A 16,669-nucleotide genomic window follows, 5' to 3' on the forward strand; every position below is an offset into this window, starting at 1 on the left:
GAATGCATCCCGTGACGCTCCGCGTCACAGCGGACGCGGAGCGTCCGTGGCGGCACTCCCACGCAGAGCGTGGGAACGATCAGCGCAGGGACACAGATTTCACCATTAGCCCGCCCCAAGGCATACTTGCCCCCCTCCGCTCTGCAGATCACTGAACCGCCCCCATGCGTATCCACGTCAGCTTCATCGACCGCGTCGGCATCACCCAGGAAGTCCTGGCTATCCTCGGTGGGCGCAATCTCAATCTGGATGCGGTGGAGATGATCCCGCCGAACGTCTACATCGACGCGCCGACCCTCAGCCCGCAAGTGCTCGAAGAACTGAAAGATGCGCTGTTTCGCGTGCTCGGCGTGGAAGCGGTGACGGTGGTCGATATCCTCCCCGGTCAGCGTCGGCATCTGCAGCTAGATGCCCTGCTCGCAGCGATGACCGACCCGGTGCTGGCCCTCGACAGCGCCGGCAAGGTGCTGCTGGCCAACCCGGCGTTGATTGCCCTGTACGGTCGCGAACCGGCCGGCGAAAGCGTCTCGGCGCTGTTCAACGATCCCGGTCTGCTCGACACCCTGCTGGAAAACGGCTTTCGCCTGCCGCTGCGCGAAATCACCGTCAACGGCCAGACCCTGCTGCTCGACGCCACGCCGATCACCGACGCCGGCGCCCTGCTGACCCTGTATCAACCGAACCGCATTGGCGAACAACTCTCGGCACTGCACCACGACCATGCCGAAGGCTTCGACGCCCTGCTCGGCGAGTCTCCGGCGATCCGCACGCTCAAGGCCCGCGCGCAACGGGTCGCCGCCCTTGATGCACCGCTGTTGATTCAGGGCGAAACCGGCACCGGTAAAGAATTGGTGGCCCGTGCCTGTCACGCGATCAGTGCGCGGCACAGTGCTCCTTTTCTGGCGTTGAACTGCGCAGCGCTGCCGGAAAACCTCGCCGAGAGCGAACTGTTCGGCTACGCCCCCGGCGCCTTCACTGGCGCTGCACGTGGCGGTAAACCGGGACTGATGGAGCTGGCCAACCAGGGCACGGTGTTCCTCGATGAGATCGGCGAGATGTCGCCGTACTTGCAGGCCAAACTCCTGCGTTTTCTCAACGACGGCAGCTTCCGCCGCGTCGGTGGTGATCGTGAAGTGAAGGTCAACGTGCGCATCCTCAGCGCGACGCACCGCGATCTGGAAAAAATGGTCAGCGAAGGCCTGTTCCGCGAAGACCTGTTCTATCGCCTCAATGTGCTCAACGTCGAAGTGCCGCCGCTGCGTGAACGCGGTCAGGACATTTTGCTGCTGGCGCGCTACTTCATGCAGCAGGCCTGTGCGCAGATCCAGCGCCCGGTCTGCCGCCTGGCGCCCGGCACTTATCCGGCGCTGCTCGGCAATCGCTGGCCGGGCAACGTGCGGCAATTGCAGAACGTGATTTTTCGCGCAGCGGCGATCTGCGAGAGCAGCCTGGTCGATATCGGTGACCTCGACATCGCCGGCACTTCGGTGGCGCGCCAGGCCGATACCGATGTCGACAGCCTCGAGCAAGCGGTCGAAGCATTCGAGAGAGAGCTGCTGGAAAAGCTCTACGTCAGCTATCCCTCGACCCGGCAACTGGCGAGCCGCTTGCAGACCTCGCACACCGCCATCGCCCACCGATTGCGCAAGTACGGCATTCCTAACAAACCCTGAGATCACCTCATACCCTGTGGGAGCTGGCTTGCCAGCGATGACGGCAGCACATTCGACATCAGTGTTGGCTGACCCACCGCTATCGCTGGCGAGCCAGCTCCCACAGGTTTTGCCACAAGTCCTTCGATCTGCGTTAAAAACGACCTCCACCTGTACCGAAAGCGCTACAGCGGAACGATATCGCTACACCCGTCTATGACCAGCGCTGCGCAACGCTTTGATCCCGTTCAGCTTTTCTCCTCGCCCCACGCTGTAGCGATTTCGCTACAACTCCAGCATCCCAATAAACGCCAAAACCAAGCAACCCATTGATTTGTATGGGTAAATCAACCTTGGCCGCATTCTTGCTACCTGACTCTCCATCTATAAAGGGCTTCCCCGCCCCAAGCTTTCCACCGCGTCCACCAGACGAGTCTGGCCCCTGAGGAGTTTCCATGAGCGAGTTGCGTTTTACTGAAGATCACGAATGGCTGCGCACCGAAGCCGACGGCAGTGTCACTGTCGGCATCACCGCTTTCGCGCAGAACGCCTTGGGCGACGTGGTGTTCGTGCAACTGCCTGAGCTGCAGGCTTACGAAAAAGGCGCTGAAGCCGCCACCGTGGAATCGGTGAAAGCCGCCAGCGGCGTGTACATGCCGCTCGATGGCGACGTGCTGGAAGTCAACCCGGCGCTGCAAGATGCCCCGGAACTGGTCAACGAAGATCCGCTGGGCGAAGGCTGGTTCTTCCGCTTTCAGCCAAGCGATGCCGCCGCTGTCGGCAAACTGCTCGATCAGGACGCCTATGACCGCCTGATCAAAGCCCAAGCCGAAGCCTGAGGAATTACCCCATGACCGCCATCAATCTCGGCACCGCCAACGAATTCATCGCCCGTCACATCGGCCCGCGCGCCGGTGACGAGCAAGCCATGCTCAACAGCCTGGGCTACGATTCCCTCGAAGCGCTGAGCGCCAGCGTCATCCCGGAAAGCATCAAGGGCACCAGCGTGCTCGGCATGGACGACGGCCTCAGCGAGGCCGACGCCCTGGCGATGATCAAATCCATCGCCGGCAAGAATCAGCTGTTCAAGACCTACATCGGCCAGGGCTACTACAACTGTCACACGCCGTCGCCGATCCTGCGCAACCTGCTGGAAAACCCGGCCTGGTACACCGCTTACACCCCATACCAGCCAGAAATTTCCCAGGGCCGTCTCGAAGCGCTGCTGAACTTCCAGACCATGATCAGCGACCTTACCGGCCTGCCGATCGCCAACGCCTCCCTGCTCGACGAAGCCACCGCCGCTGCCGAAGCCATGACCTTCTGCAAACGCCTGAGCAAGAACAAGGGCAGCCACCAGTTCTTCGCCTCGATCCACAGCCATCCGCAGACCCTCGACGTGCTGCGCACCCGTGCCGAGCCGCTCGGTATTGACGTGGTCGTGGGCGATGAGCGCGAACTGACTGACGTCACGCCGTTCTTCGGCGCGCTGCTGCAATACCCGGCGAGCAACGGTGATGTGTTTGACTACCGCGAGCTGACCGAGCGCTTCCACGCCGCCAACGCTCTGGTGGCGGTGGCCGCTGATTTGCTGGCCCTGACGCTGCTGACCGCACCGGGCGAATTCGGTGCCGACGTTGCCATCGGTTCGGCGCAACGCTTCGGCGTGCCGCTGGGCTTCGGTGGCCCGCACGCTGCTTACTTCTCCACCAAAGATGCGTTCAAGCGTGACATGCCGGGCCGTCTGGTCGGTGTCTCGGTTGACCGTTTCGGCAAGCCGGCCCTGCGTCTGGCGATGCAGACCCGCGAGCAACACATCCGCCGCGAGAAGGCCACCTCGAACATCTGTACCGCCCAAGTGCTGCTGGCCAACATCGCCAGCATGTACGCCGTCTACCACGGTCCAAAAGGCCTGACCCAGATCGCCAACCGCGTGCATCACCTGACCGCGATTCTGGCCAAGGGCCTGACCGCGCTGGGCGCTCAAGTCGAGCAGGCAAACTTCTTCGACACCCTGACCGTTGCTACCGGCGCACACACCGCCGCGCTGCACGCCAAGGCGCACGCTCAGCAGATCAACCTGCGTGTGATCGACGCTCAGCGTCTGGGCCTGTCGGTCGACGAAACCACCACTCAGGCTGATATCGAAACCCTGTGGAGCCTGTTCGCCGACGGCAAGACCCTGCCGGACTTCGCCACCCTCGCCGCCTCGGTGCAAAGCACCATCCCAGCTGCACTGGTTCGTCAGTCGCCGATCCTCAGCCACCCGGTGTTCAACCGTTATCACTCGGAAACCGAGCTGATGCGCTACCTGCGCAAACTGGCCGACAAGGACCTGGCACTCGATCGCACCATGATCCCGCTGGGCTCGTGCACCATGAAACTCAACGCCGCCAGCGAAATGATCCCGGTCACCTGGGCTGAATTCGGTGCGCTGCATCCGTTCGCTCCGGCCGCACAGAGCGCCGGTTATCAGCAATTGACCGATGAGCTGGAAGCGATGCTCTGCGCCGCCACCGGTTACGACTCGATCTCGCTGCAACCGAACGCTGGTTCGCAAGGCGAATACGCAGGTCTCCTGGCGATCCGCGCCTACCACCAGAGCCGTGGCGACGAGCGCCGCGACATCTGCCTGATCCCGTCGTCGGCCCACGGCACCAACCCGGCCACCGCGCAAATGGCCGGTATGCGCGTGGTCGTCACCGCGTGCGATGCCCGCGGCAACGTCGACATCGAAGACCTGCGCGCCAAAGCCATCGAGCACCGCGAGCACCTCGCTGCGCTGATGATCACCTACCCGTCGACCCACGGCGTGTTCGAAGAAGGCATCCGCGAGATCTGCGCGATCATTCACGACAACGGCGGCCAGGTGTATATCGACGGCGCCAACATGAACGCCATGGTCGGCCTCTGCGCACCGGGCAAGTTCGGCGGCGACGTCTCGCACCTGAACCTGCACAAAACCTTCTGCATCCCGCACGGCGGTGGCGGCCCGGGCGTTGGCCCGATCGGCGTCAAATCGCACCTGACCCCGTTCCTGCCGGGCCACGGCCAGATGGAACGCAAGGAAGGCGCGGTCTGCGCGGCACCGTTCGGCAGCGCAAGCATTCTGCCGATCACCTGGATGTACATCCGCATGATGGGCGGCGCTGGTCTGAAGCGCGCTTCGCAATTGGCGATCCTCAATGCCAACTACATTTCCCGTCGCCTCGAAGAGCATTACCCAGTGCTGTACACCGGCAGCAACGGCCTGGTCGCACACGAGTGCATCCTCGATCTGCGTCCATTGAAAGACAGCAGCGGCATCAGCGTCGATGACGTCGCCAAACGCCTGATCGACTTCGGTTTCCACGCGCCGACCATGTCGTTCCCGGTCGCTGGCACGCTGATGATCGAGCCGACCGAAAGCGAATCCAAGGAAGAACTGGACCGCTTCTGCGACGCGATGATCCGCATCCGCGAAGAAATCCGCGCAGTGGAAAACGGCACCCTGGACAAGGAAGACAACCCACTGAAAAACGCCCCGCACACCGCAGCGGAACTGGTCGGCGAATGGACCCACCCGTACAGCCGCGAGCAAGCCGTATACCCAGTCGCGTCGCTGATCGAAGGCAAATACTGGCCGCCGGTCGGCCGCGTCGACAACGTCTTCGGCGATCGCAATCTGGTCTGCGCCTGCCCGTCGATCGAAAGCTACGCTTAAGAGCGGCAGCTGCAAGTTTCTAGCTGCAAGCTGCAAGTAAGGGCTGATCTGCTTTTAACTTGCGGCTTGTGTCTTGCTGCATGCACTGAGGCCTTATAGAGGCCGCAAGGAAAACCCGATCCGCTTTTACTTGCAGCTTGCAGCTTGAAGCTCACAACTGCTCCGCAGGAGCCCCTATGTCGTTAAGCGTGTTCGACCTGTTCAAGATTGGCATCGGTCCCTCCAGTTCCCACACCGTCGGCCCGATGCGCGCGGCTGCGCGCTTCGCCGAGGGCTTGCGCCGTGAAAACCTGCTGACCAGCACCGCCAGCGTGCGTGTCGAGCTGTACGGTTCGCTCGGTGCTACCGGCAAAGGTCACGGCAGCGATAAAGCCGTGCTGCTCGGCCTTGAAGGCGAGCACCCGGACACAGTCGACACCGAAACCGTCGCCACGCGCCTGCAAGAAATTCGCGGCAATGGACGACTGAACCTGCTCGGCGAACACAGCATTGCGTTCAACGAGAAAGAACATCTGGCGATGATCCGCAAGCCGCTGGCCTATCACCCCAACGGCATGATCTTTCGCGCCTTCGATGCGGCGGGGATTCAGATCCGCAGTCGCGAGTACTACTCGGTCGGCGGTGGTTTCGTTGTCGATGAAGATGCGGCCGGTGCCGATCGCATCGTCGAAGACGCCACGCCGCTGACCTTTCCGTTCAAAAGTGCCAAGGATTTGCTCGGTCATTGCGCCACCTATGGCCTGTCGATCAGTCAGGTGATGCTGACCAACGAAAGCGCCTGGCGCCCGGAAGCCGAAACCCGCGCCGGCCTGCTGAAAATCTGGCAAGTGATGCAGGACTGCGTCGCTGCTGGCTGTCGCAACGAAGGCATTTTGCCCGGTGGTTTGAAGGTCAAACGCCGGGCGGCGGCGCTGCATCGGCAATTGTGCAAGAACCCGGAATCGGCCCTGCGCGATCCGCTGTCGGTGCTCGACTGGGTCAATCTTTATGCACTGGCGGTCAACGAAGAAAACGCCAACGGCGGACGCGTGGTCACTGCGCCCACCAATGGCGCGGCGGGGATCATTCCGGCGGTGCTGCATTACTACATGCGTTTTATTCCCGGGGCGAATGACGACGGCGTCGTGCGCTTTCTGCTGACCGCTGCCGCAATCGGCATTCTCTACAAGGAAAACGCTTCGATCTCCGGCGCCGAAGTCGGTTGTCAGGGTGAAGTCGGTGTGGCCTGTTCAATGGCGGCCGGCGCCTTGTGCGAAGTGCTCGGCGGCAGCGTGCAGCAAGTCGAGAACGCCGCGGAAATCGGCATGGAACACAACCTCGGCCTGACCTGCGACCCGATCGGCGGCCTGGTACAAGTCCCGTGCATCGAGCGCAACGCGATGGGCTCGGTGAAAGCGATCAACGCCGTGCGCATGGCCATGCGTGGCGACGGCCAGCATTTCGTCTCCCTCGACAAAGTCATCCGCACCATGCGCCAGACCGGCGCCGACATGAAAAGCAAATACAAGGAAACCGCCCGCGGCGGCCTGGCGGTCAACATTATCGAATGCTAATTAGCCCCCTCTCCCTGTGGGAGAGGATTGGTATGAATCAAGGAGTCCCGCATGACCACCGAACACCTGTCGAAAACCCCGCTGCACGCATTGCACCTCGAACTCGGCGCGCGCATGGTGCCGTTCGCCGGCTACGACATGCCCGTGCAATACCCGCTCGGCGTGATGAAAGAACACCAGCACACCCGTGAGCAAACCGGGTTGTTCGACGTCTCGCACATGGGCCAGATTCGTCTGACCGGTGCCAATGCGGCCAAAGCCCTGGAAACCCTGGTGCCGGTGGACATCGTCGACCTGCCGGTGGGCATGCAGCGTTATGCGATGTTCACCAACGAAAGCGGCGGCATCCTCGACGACCTGATGGTTGCCAATCTGGGCAATGACGAGTTGTTCCTGGTGGTCAACGCCGCGTGCAAGGATCAGGATCTCGCGCATCTGCAAAAATACATCGGCGATCAGTGCACCATTACGGCGCTGTTCGAAGAGCGCGCCCTGCTCGCCCTGCAAGGTCCGGCAGCCGTCACGGTGCTGGCGCGTCTTGCGCCGGACGTGGCGAAGATGACGTTCATGCAGTTCAACCGTGTGTCGTTGCTCGGCGTCGATTGCTTTGTCAGCCGTTCGGGCTACACCGGTGAAGACGGTTTTGAAATCTCGGTACCGGCCGCTGAAGGGGAGAAACTAGCCCGCGCCCTGCTAGCCGAGCCAGAGGTCCAGGCCATCGGTCTTGGCGCCCGCGACTCGCTGCGTCTGGAAGCCGGCCTGTGCCTGTACGGCCATGACATGAACACCGAGACCACGCCGATCGAGGCCAGCCTGTTGTGGGCGATTTCCAAGCCGCGCCGCGCGGATGGCGCGCGGGCCGGCGGTTTCCCGGGGGCGGAGACTGTTTTTGCCCAGCAACAGAACGGTGTCGCACGCAAACGCGTCGGCCTGCTGCCGCAGGAGCGCACCCCGGTGCGTGAAGGCGCAGAAATCGTCAACGAGGCCGGCGAGACCATCGGCAGCGTCTGCAGTGGCGGCTTTGGTCCGACTTTGGGCGGGCCATTGGCGATGGGTTACCTTGACACCGCTTACGTCGCGCTCGATACACCTGTGTGGGCCATCGTCCGTGGGAAAAAGGTGCAAATGCTTGTAAGCAAAATGCCATTTGTTCCACAACGCTACTATCGCGGTTGATCGACTGTTTCTATAAGTAACGCGATTGCGTTATGCGTGCACTAATGTGTAACGCAATCGCCATAAAACAGTGCGTTTTTTAACATCTGTTTCGAATATGAACGTTGCTTATAACGACTGCAAAAAACTGAACCAGACAATCGTCTAAGACTGCACTAGTGAACTGTCTAATTTCCGCGAAGAGCAGTAAAACCGGGGCCTTCGCAGGGCTTGTTTTTTCTCCCGTAGTTGGCGTAGAGTTTGTCCACTGTGTTTGCATGGGTCAGCTTGGAATCGTGACCTGGGCAGTAGCCTACAAGTTAGCTACATCCCGCTCGACGTCTTCTTACTCCTTGCAACCAGCTCCAGTACTCTTTCATGTGAAAGGGGCTGTCATCAATTTATGCGTCAAAGGAAATAAGAAATGTCCACACGTCAGAGCGGTACCGTCAAGTGGTTTAACGACGAGAAAGGTTTTGGTTTTATCACTCCAGAAAGCGGTCCGGATCTGTTCGTACATTTCCGCGCCATTCAGGGCAACGGCTTCAAGAGCCTGAAAGAAGGCCAGAAAGTGACTTTCGTTGCTGTGCAAGGCCAGAAAGGCATGCAGGCTGACGAAGTACAAGCAGAAGCCTGATCTTCTGATACGAAAAAGCCCCTGATATTGATATCAGGGGCTTTTTTGTGCGCGCTAATCCGTAAAATGGCGCTTCCATTCACGCCTTGAGGCTGCCATGTCGAAACACCTGCTCACGCCGCAAGGGGACTTTCCTCCCGTTGCTCTTGGTCGTCGTCTGGCGGCGATGTTCTACGACTTCCTGCTGTGCACCGCCCTGCTGATCGTCACCGGATTCATCTACAAGCTGATCCAGGCCGCCATTGTCGGCGAAGAACGTCTGCGGGCAATGACCGATGCCGGCCAGCTCGATGGCGATCCGCTCTACTCCACGGTGCTGCTGTTGGTGTTGTTCGGCTTCTTCGCCAAGTTCTGGACCCATGGCGGGCAGACACTCGGCATGCAGGTGTGGGGCATTCGCGTGCAGAACAACGACGGCACGGCCATCAGCCTGTGGCAGTCGCTGCTGCGCTTTATGGTGTCGATCGCGTCGTGGTTGTGTATCGGGCTGGGGTTCTTCTGGTCGCTGTTCGACAAGCAGAAACGCACCTGGCACGACATCTATTCGGATACGTGCGTGGTGCGAATCCCGAAGAAGAGCAAATAATTTCCATGCTCAAGAGTCGGCCTGTGGTGAGGGGATTTATCCCCGTCCGGCTGCGTAGCAGTCGTAAAGAAGCACAAGCGGTATCCCTGATATGCCGCGGTGTTTGATTTAGGGCGGCTTCGCCACCCAACGGGGATAAATCCCCTCACCACAGGGCTCACTTTTACAAAGGGTACTCAGGCGTTACCGGCAAGTTTCATCCGCGCTGCCTGGGTGAAGTCGAGCATGCGCTTCAACGGGCGAATCGCCTGGGGAATCAGCGCCGGATCGACAAAGATCTCGTTGGTGCCTTCTTTCAGGCTCTTGAGCGTGCGCTCAAGTGTGTTCATGGCCATCCACGGGCAATGCGCGCAACTGCGGCAAGCCGCGCCGTTACCGGCGGTAGGCGCTTCGATAAAGACCTTGTCCGGGCACAGCTGCTGCATCTTGTAGAAGATGCCACGGTCGGTGGCGACGATCAGGGTCTTGTTTGGCAGGCTTTGCGCGGCGGCGATCAACTGACTGGTAGAACCGACGGCGTCCGCCAGTTCGATCACCGAAGTCGGCGACTCGGGATGCACCAGAATCGCCGCGTCCGGGTACAGCGCCTTCATGTCTTCGAGCTGCTTGGACTTGAACTCTTCGTGAACGATGCAGGCACCGTCCCACAGCAGCATGTCGGCGCCGGTCTTGCGCTGAATGTAAGTGCCAAGATGCTTGTCCGGGCCCCAGATGATCGTCTCGCCGTTGTCCATCAGGCTTTCGACGATCTCCAGTGCGCAGCTCGAAGTCACCACCCAGTCAGCCCGAGCCTTCACGGCGGCGGAAGTATTGGCATACACCACCACGGTACGTTCCGGGTGCTGGTCGCAGAACGCCGAGAACTCATCGACCGGGCATCCCAGGTCCAGCGAGCAGGTCGCCTCCAGGGTCGGCATCAGCACGCGTTTTTCCGGGTTGAGAATCTTTGCAGTCTCGCCCATGAACTTCACCCCGGCGACCACCACGGTCTTGGCCGGATGGGCGTTGCCGAAGCGAGCCATTTCCAGGGAGTCGGAAACACAGCCGCCGGTTTCTTCGGCCAGGGCCTGAATCACCGGATCACAATAGAAGTGGGCCACGAGCACCGCGTCCTGAGCCTTGAGCTCGGCGGCGATGGCGGAACGGTAATAAGCCTCCTCTTCTGCAGTCAGCGGTTTAGGCTGCTTGGCGTCGAGGTGAGCTTGAACCAGAAGGCGTTCGGAAATCTGCGTCATGTTCGCAAGACCTGCAGGCGCATTCGCGCGAAAGTCGAGTATACACCCGGCTCCGGACCACTAGAGGGTACCGCCGGGAGAGTGAGTATCATCAGGCACGGGACAGCGTTGAAGCTGCGCAAGGCTACAGAATATCCCGTTGAGACAAAAGATGATTCTGACCTGTATCAGGTCGGGCCGCACTTGAACATTGAACGCCCGAATTGCAGGCAAAAAAAAACCCGGAAATCCTCACTTTCGTGGGCCTTCCGGATTTTCTAAACCGCCAAATATGGTGGGTCGTGTGGGATTCGAACCTACGACCAATTGGTTAAAAGCCAACTGCTCTACCAACTGAGCTAACGACCCGCTGTGTGGTGGCGCGTATAATACTGATTTCTAAGGACTATTCAACACCTTTTTTGAAAAATATCAAAAATAAGGGGTTGGATCGCTCACACCCGCCGCCGCGAAGCCTTCAGCACGCAGGCGGCAGCTGTCGCATTTGCCGCAGGCGCGGCCGTCATCGTCTGCCTGATAGCAGGAAACCGTCAGGCCATAATCCACGCCCAGCTTCACGCCAGCCTGGACGATCTGCGCCTTGCTCAGGTTTTGCAGTGGCGCCTGAATGCGGAAGCCATTGCCTTCCACGCCAGCCTTGGTCGCCAGATTGGCCATGCGCTCGAACGACTCGATGAACTCGGGACGGCAGTCCGGGTAGCCGGAATAATCCACTGCATTGACGCCGATGAAGATGTCGCGCGCGCCGAGCACTTCGGCCCAACCCAGCGCCAATGACAGAAACACGGTGTTGCGCGCCGGCACATAAGTCACCGGAATGCCTTCGCCCAGCTCTTCCGGAATGTCGATGCTGGTGTCGGTCAGCGCCGAGCCGCCCATGCCATTGAGGTTCAGCCCGATGACCTTGTGCTCGACTACACCCAGATCGCGAGCAACGCGGGCGGCGGCATGCAATTCAGCATGGGAGCGCTGGCCGTAATCGAAGCTCATGGTATAGCAGGCGTAGCCTTCGGCGCGTGCCATCGCCACCACGGTGGCCGAGTCGAGGCCGCCCGAAAGCAGGATAACGGCACGTTTTTCGGTAGTATTCGGTTGTTCAATCATCTCAGCGCCCCGGCTCATCATTCCATAGATATTTATGCAACTGCAGTTGCAGCCGCACTGGCAGGTTATCTGCCACCACCCAATCCGCCAGATCCCTGGCATTGAGGTCATGATGACTTGGGGAGAAAAGCACTTCACCCGCACGTCGATCAAGCCCGTACTGGATCAGTTTCGATACCGCCCAGTCATAGTCTTCCCGCGAGCAGATGACAAACTTCACCTGATCGTTGCGGGTCAGCAGTTCGATGTTCTCGTAACGGTTGCGGTGGGCTTCTTTCGAGCCCGGCGTTTTCAGATCGACAACGCGACTGACACGCGGATCGACAGCGGATACGTCAAGGGCGCCGCTGGTTTCCAGCGAGACCTCGTAGCCGGCGTCACACAACCGTTCAAGCAAAGGAATGGCGTTCGGCTGAGCCAACGGCTCACCGCCGGTGACACAAACGTAGCGCGGACGATAACCGGCCACTTGCTCAAGGATGTCGTCGAGGGTGCGGACGGTGCCGCCGCTGAACGCATAAGCGCTGTCGCAGTATTGGCAACGCAACGGGCAACCGGTCAGGCGCACGAAAACCGTGGGCAGCCCGGCAGTCCGAGTTTCCCCCTGCAACGAGTAGAAAACTTCGGTGATTCTCAATGTGTCTTGCATAGTCGCCACGGGCGTAACAGCTAAACAGGCTGTCCGCCTCCGTCAGGCACTTCAGGCAATCCCGCCAACGCGTAGACTACAAGAAGCGTGTTTCAGAAAAAGGGCGTGAATTCTAACGAAAAAACCCGCGACAAGCGCGGGTTTCTTCAAAACACGGATGAACAGGCTTACATGCGCTGCAGATCACGCTGAGCCAGCTGCGCGGCGGACGTGCCCGGATATTGGGACACCACCTGCTGCAGAATGCCTTTGACCTTGTCGGTGTGACCGAGGCGGCGCTCTACGTCAGCCAGCTTGTATAGCGAGTCCGGCACTTTGTTGTGCTTGGGATACAGCTGCGAAACCTTGGCAAAGGCCTGACCTGCACCTTGCAGATCACCCTTGGCCAGGTTCACCTCGCCCAACCAGTACTGGGCGTTGCCCGCGTACTGGCTGTTGGGGTATTTGCGCAGGAAAGCGGCGAAGGCCTGGCTGGCCTTGTCGAAATCCTTGGCTTTGATCAGGTCGAAAGCGGCATCGTAATACAGCTTTTCCTTGGCCGGATCAGCCGGTTCGCTACCCGCAGCAGGGGCCTGAGCTGCCGCAGCAGCACCCGCGCCTGCGGCAGCACCGGCAGCAGCACTTGCATCGCCACCGGCAGAAGAATTCTCGGGAGTCGCGGCTGGTGCAACGCCGGATCCTATGCGCCGATCAAGATCCTGGTATCGCTCCAGGGATTCCTGCTTCATGCGCGAAACCTGATTCTGCAGTTCTTCGATCACGCCCTGTTGGCGCGAGATCTGATCCTGCATCTGTTGCAATTGGTTGAACAGCATGCCTTGTGCCGAGGCAGGGGCCGAAGCCGCTCCCCCGGCATAGGCGCCGTTCGTACCGTAACCCGCAGGCGGATAACTGCTCCCGCTATTGTTATAACCGGAGTTGTCATCGACCACAGGAACCGCAGCCCACGCCGCAAGCGGCGCGAGGCTGAGAGCCAGAACAGTTACAGCACGACGGCACGTTCGCATATCGAATTACTTACGCAGTTCGACGCGACGGTTCTGGGCCCAGGACTGCTCGTCGTTGCCGGTAGCGACTGGACGCTCTTCGCCGTAGGAAACCAGTTCCAGCTGAGCTGGGGAAACACCTTGCAGTACCAGGTAGCGCTGAACGGCTTTCGCACGACGCTCGCCCAGTGCCATGTTGTACTCACGAGTACCACGTTCGTCGGTGTTGCCTTCCAGAACAACGCGAGCGCCGTTTGCTTTCAGGTCTTTGGCGTGAACGTCCAGAGCGCGCATGGCTTCTGGCTTCAGGTCCGAGCTGTCGTATTCGAAGTAGAAGGTGGTGATTGCGCGCAGAGCAGCTTCTTCGCTCAGGGAACCGTCAACGGCACCAGTGTTTGCGCCGTAACCAGCGTTTGGATCAACAGCGCCTTCACCGGCGTTGTCGCCGCCTTTGGACGAGCAACCTACAGCTACAGCCATGGCCAGAGCCAGCGCAGCAAATTTACCAAACTTCAGCATTTCCATCGTGAAACTCCTAATGAACCCCAGTGTGTTAAGTAAAACGTGTAGCGCCCGCTCACTTCAGGTAAGGGGACCAGGACGGTTCTCTGACTTCGCCTTGAGCGGTAGGAAGCGGGAGCCTCACGCGTCCATTAATGGACACGAGCATCAAGACTCCCCGGCCCTGTTGGCGGGTGGCGTAGATTACCATGGTGCCGTTGGGCGCAACAGTAGGTGACTCGTCCAGAGTGCTATCAGTGAGGATCTTTACACTACCCCGCTGCAGATCCTGAGCTGCCACCTTGAAATTGGTGAAGCCATCCTGACGATGAATCATCACCAAAGTCTTTTCATCAGCCGAAAGTTTCGGGTTGGCGTTGTAGTTGCCCACGAACGTCACACGCTCGGCACCACCGCCACCGACGCTGGTTTTATAGATTTGCGGCTTGCCGCCACGGTCCGAGGTGAAATAGATGGTCGAGCCATCCTTGCCCCAGAACGGTTCGGTATTGATGCCCTGGCCGTTGGTTACGCGGCTGATCTGACGCGAACCGAGGTTCATTACGTAGATGTCCGGGTTACCGTCTTTCGACAGCACGAACGCCAGGCGATTGCCATCCGGCGACCAGGCTGGCGCGCCGTTGAGGCCTTCGAAGTTGGTGATCTGCTCACGGCGACCGGTGTCGATGTTCTGCATGAAGATGCGCGGACGCTTCTGCTCGAACGACACGTAGGCAATACGCTTGCCATCCGGTGCGAAACGCGGCGACAGGATCGGCTCGCGCGATTGCAGCAGAGTCACTGCGCGGGCGCCGTCATAGTCGGAGCGTTGCAGGGTGTAACGGGTGTTCTTCTCGGAGAAACGCTCGGCCGTTACGTACAGCAGACGCGTCGAGAAAGCACCATCAATACCGGTCAGCTTCTGGAACGACTGATCGGAGATGAAGTGCGCCATGTCACGGATCTGGTCGGTCGTGCCGGAAACACTGCCGTCCGCCACTTTCTGCTCGGTGGCGACGTTGAACAGCGCCCACTGCACCTGCAGGCGACCGCCCGCTGGAGCAATGTTGCCGACCATCACGTATTGAGCACCCAATGCCTTCCAGTCACGGAAGATGATTTCGCTCGGCTGGCTTGGCTGGCTGATCATGTTTTGCTTGGGGATCGGCGCGTAGTAGCCCGAGTTGCGCAAATCGTTACCGATGATTTCCGCCATGTCATCCGGCAGCACGGCGCCGCCCTGCATACCAAACGGTACGACGGCGATCGGAGTAGCCCGGTCAGTGCCACTGCTGATCAGGATGTTTTTTTCGTCTGCTACCGCTATCCCTGCAAGGCAGCAGATAACGACCAGCATTGATCGAAGAATATTTCTCACAAGCCTAAATCCTCAGGATTGAATGTCATCTTGAATGAACGATACGGAGCAAAATCACTAGGGCTCAAGCCCTGCATTTCCGTCAATCGCCCGATGTTCTTGACTGCGGCTACTGCCGAAGCGTCAAAAGGAGCATCGCCGCTGGACTTTGTGACCGTCGCACCGGTTACGGTGCCATCCGGCAACATACTGATCCGCAGCTCTACTTTCATGCCTTTACGTGCCGAAGGCGGAAGATTCCAACCCTCCGAAACACGCAGCCTGATCAGATCATCGAAATCACCCGCGACGCTGTCGCCGAGTTCATCAGCCTTGGTCGCTGCACGATCCGTCTTGTCCGAAAGCAACTCGGCCAATGCCTGGGCCTTTTTATCCTCAGCCGATTTACGAGCTGCGTCCTGGGCCTTTTTCTTGGCAGCGTCGGCAGCAGCCTTTTTCTTCGCATCTTCGGCGACTTTCTTCTTCGCCTCTTCAGCTTCAGCTTTCTTCTTGGCGTCTTCGGCGGCTTTCTTCTTCGCGTCTTCGACGATCTTCTTCTTGGCTTCTTCAGCAGCGGCTTTCTTGGCCTCTTCTTCAGCAGCCTTTTTCGCCTCGTCTTCAGCCTTCTTCTTGGCTATATCAGCCAATTGTTTCTCTTCGGCCTTTTTCGCTTCGGCTTTCTTCGCGTCGTCGGCTTTCTTGGCTTCATCAGCCTTTTTCGCTTCGTCCGCTTTTTTCGCCTCATCGGCCTTCTTGGCTTCCTCGGCCTTTTGAGCCGCTTCCTCTTTCTTTTGTTCCGCCGCCTTCACCGCTTCCTGCTCGATCTTTTTCTGTTCGAGCTGTTCTACTTCAGTCTGGCGCGCGGCAGTTTTCTTCGCCTCACCCGCAATCTTCTGATTGGTCTGGGTGGTCGCCGGACTTTTCGATTTCAGCTGGTACAGAGTCGCCTGGACGATCGGCTTGGCCGGCGGCAGTTCGGGCGTGAAGGCAAAACTGACGAACAGCATGCCGAACACCAGCACGTGCAGGACGATTGCCAGAACACTAGGCCAGAAGTAGCTTTCCGAGGCGGACGGCTCTCGCTGTTGCTGCATCAGGGGGCCTCGGTAATCAGACCAACGTTACCGACCCCGGCTTTCTGCAACCCGCCCATGGCACCCATGACGGCGCCGTAGTCGACAGTCTTGTCGCCACGAATGAACACCTGGGTGCGTTTGCCGCCCTCGGTGCCGGCGCGGATGATCTTGGTCACCGCGTCGGTCATCTGTGGCAGGGTCATCGCCCTGTCCTGTTGCTTCTCGGTGTCGACTTCGCTGCCAAGGTTCCAGTAGTAGGTCTTGTCAGCCTTGATCGAAATGGTCAGGACCTGGGTGTTGTTGTCCTGCGGCAAGGCTTCGCTGGAAACCTTGGGCAGATCAACTTTCACGCCCTGATTGAGCATCGGCGCGGTCACCATGAAGATGACCAGCAGCACCAACATCACGTCGATGTAGGGCACCACGTTCATCTCGGCGACCGGCTTGCGCTTTTTGCGAGCTCGAGCGATTAAAG

At 59.6% G+C, this 16,669-nt stretch carries 15 protein-coding genes and 1 tRNA gene; 7 read left to right on the forward strand and 9 right to left on the reverse strand.

Features of this window, described 5'->3' with window-relative positions; translation table 11 throughout:
- The first annotated feature begins 164 nt into the window (after positions 1–164).
- The 7 genes from BXA01_RS09275 to BXA01_RS09305 all read left to right on the forward strand — a co-directional run bounded on the left by BXA01_RS09275 (position 165) and on the right by BXA01_RS09305 (position 9,286).
- A complete protein-coding gene (locus tag BXA01_RS09275; protein WP_024014077.1) occupies positions 165–1,673 on the forward strand; it encodes a sigma-54-dependent transcriptional regulator in 1,509 nt (502 codons plus the stop codon).
- 434 nt (positions 1,674–2,107) lie between these two features.
- Positions 2,108–2,491, forward strand: a complete 384-nt coding sequence (gene gcvH, locus BXA01_RS09280) for a glycine cleavage system protein GcvH (RefSeq protein WP_039758162.1) — start codon at positions 2,108–2,110, stop codon at positions 2,489–2,491.
- An 11-nt stretch (positions 2,492–2,502) separates the two neighbouring features.
- Positions 2,503–5,355 carry an aminomethyl-transferring glycine dehydrogenase gene (gcvP, locus tag BXA01_RS09285; RefSeq protein ID WP_076563936.1) on the forward strand — a complete coding sequence of 951 codons (2,853 nt, stop codon included), beginning with the start codon at positions 2,503–2,505 and terminating at the stop codon, positions 5,353–5,355.
- Positions 5,356–5,531: 176 nt separating this feature from the next.
- Entirely contained in the window at positions 5,532–6,908 is a 1,377-nt protein-coding gene (locus BXA01_RS09290) for an L-serine ammonia-lyase (protein ID WP_076563937.1), read from the forward strand.
- 51 nt (positions 6,909–6,959) lie between these two features.
- Positions 6,960–8,084: a glycine cleavage system aminomethyltransferase GcvT gene (gcvT, locus tag BXA01_RS09295; protein WP_076563938.1), complete on the forward strand. Its 1,125-nt coding sequence runs from the start codon at positions 6,960–6,962 to the stop codon at positions 8,082–8,084.
- 403 nt (positions 8,085–8,487) lie between these two features.
- A complete protein-coding gene (locus tag BXA01_RS09300; protein ID WP_003227496.1) occupies positions 8,488–8,700 on the forward strand; it encodes a cold-shock protein in 213 nt (70 codons plus the stop codon).
- Between the two features lie 97 nt (positions 8,701–8,797).
- Positions 8,798–9,286 (forward strand): RDD family protein, encoded by a 489-nt coding sequence (locus BXA01_RS09305; protein WP_076563939.1) that lies wholly within the window; start codon positions 8,798–8,800, stop codon positions 9,284–9,286.
- Between the two features lie 176 nt (positions 9,287–9,462).
- Here the strand turns inward: BXA01_RS09305 and nadA are convergent, their stop codons facing one another.
- From nadA to tolR, 9 genes are all read right to left on the reverse strand, one after another.
- Positions 9,463–10,521 carry a quinolinate synthase NadA gene (nadA, locus tag BXA01_RS09310; RefSeq protein ID WP_016773509.1) on the reverse strand — a complete coding sequence of 353 codons (1,059 nt, stop codon included), beginning with the start codon at positions 10,519–10,521 and terminating at the stop codon, positions 9,463–9,465.
- A gap of 272 nt (positions 10,522–10,793) precedes the next feature.
- Positions 10,794–10,869 (reverse strand) — tRNA-Lys (locus tag BXA01_RS09315).
- A gap of 63 nt (positions 10,870–10,932) precedes the next feature.
- The gene (gene queC / locus BXA01_RS09320) at positions 10,933–11,625 is read right to left on the reverse strand and encodes a 7-cyano-7-deazaguanine synthase QueC (RefSeq protein ID WP_056787919.1); all 693 of its coding nucleotides are present in this window, start codon (positions 11,623–11,625) and stop codon (positions 10,933–10,935) included.
- A gap of 1 nt (position 11,626) precedes the next feature.
- On the reverse strand, positions 11,627–12,274 hold the full coding sequence (gene queE, locus BXA01_RS09325) for a 7-carboxy-7-deazaguanine synthase QueE (protein WP_041479789.1): 648 nt from the start codon (positions 12,272–12,274) through the stop codon (positions 11,627–11,629).
- Between the two features lie 167 nt (positions 12,275–12,441).
- Complete coding sequence (gene ybgF / locus BXA01_RS09330; protein ID WP_024014085.1) at positions 12,442–13,281, reverse strand: tol-pal system protein YbgF; 840 nt, start codon at positions 13,279–13,281, stop codon at positions 12,442–12,444.
- 6 nt (positions 13,282–13,287) lie between these two features.
- The gene (gene pal, locus BXA01_RS09335) at positions 13,288–13,785 is read right to left on the reverse strand and encodes a peptidoglycan-associated lipoprotein Pal (protein ID WP_003178634.1); all 498 of its coding nucleotides are present in this window, start codon (positions 13,783–13,785) and stop codon (positions 13,288–13,290) included.
- Positions 13,786–13,837: 52 nt separating this feature from the next.
- Positions 13,838–15,118 (reverse strand): Tol-Pal system beta propeller repeat protein TolB, encoded by a 1,281-nt coding sequence (gene tolB / locus BXA01_RS09340; protein ID WP_172834032.1) that lies wholly within the window; start codon positions 15,116–15,118, stop codon positions 13,838–13,840.
- 17 nt (positions 15,119–15,135) lie between these two features.
- Positions 15,136–16,212 carry a cell envelope integrity protein TolA gene (gene tolA, locus BXA01_RS09345; protein ID WP_076563941.1) on the reverse strand — a complete coding sequence of 359 codons (1,077 nt, stop codon included), beginning with the start codon at positions 16,210–16,212 and terminating at the stop codon, positions 15,136–15,138.
- Positions 16,212–16,664: a protein TolR gene (gene tolR, locus BXA01_RS09350; RefSeq protein WP_160767866.1), complete on the reverse strand. Its 453-nt coding sequence runs from the start codon at positions 16,662–16,664 to the stop codon at positions 16,212–16,214. Before tolR ends, tolA begins: the two co-directional genes overlap by 1 nt.
- Positions 16,665–16,669: the final 5 nt, after the last annotated feature.

This window comes from Pseudomonas sp. B10 (assembly GCF_900156235.1).
In the GTDB taxonomy this organism is placed as follows: Bacteria; Pseudomonadota; Gammaproteobacteria; order Pseudomonadales; family Pseudomonadaceae; genus Aquipseudomonas; species Aquipseudomonas siliginis.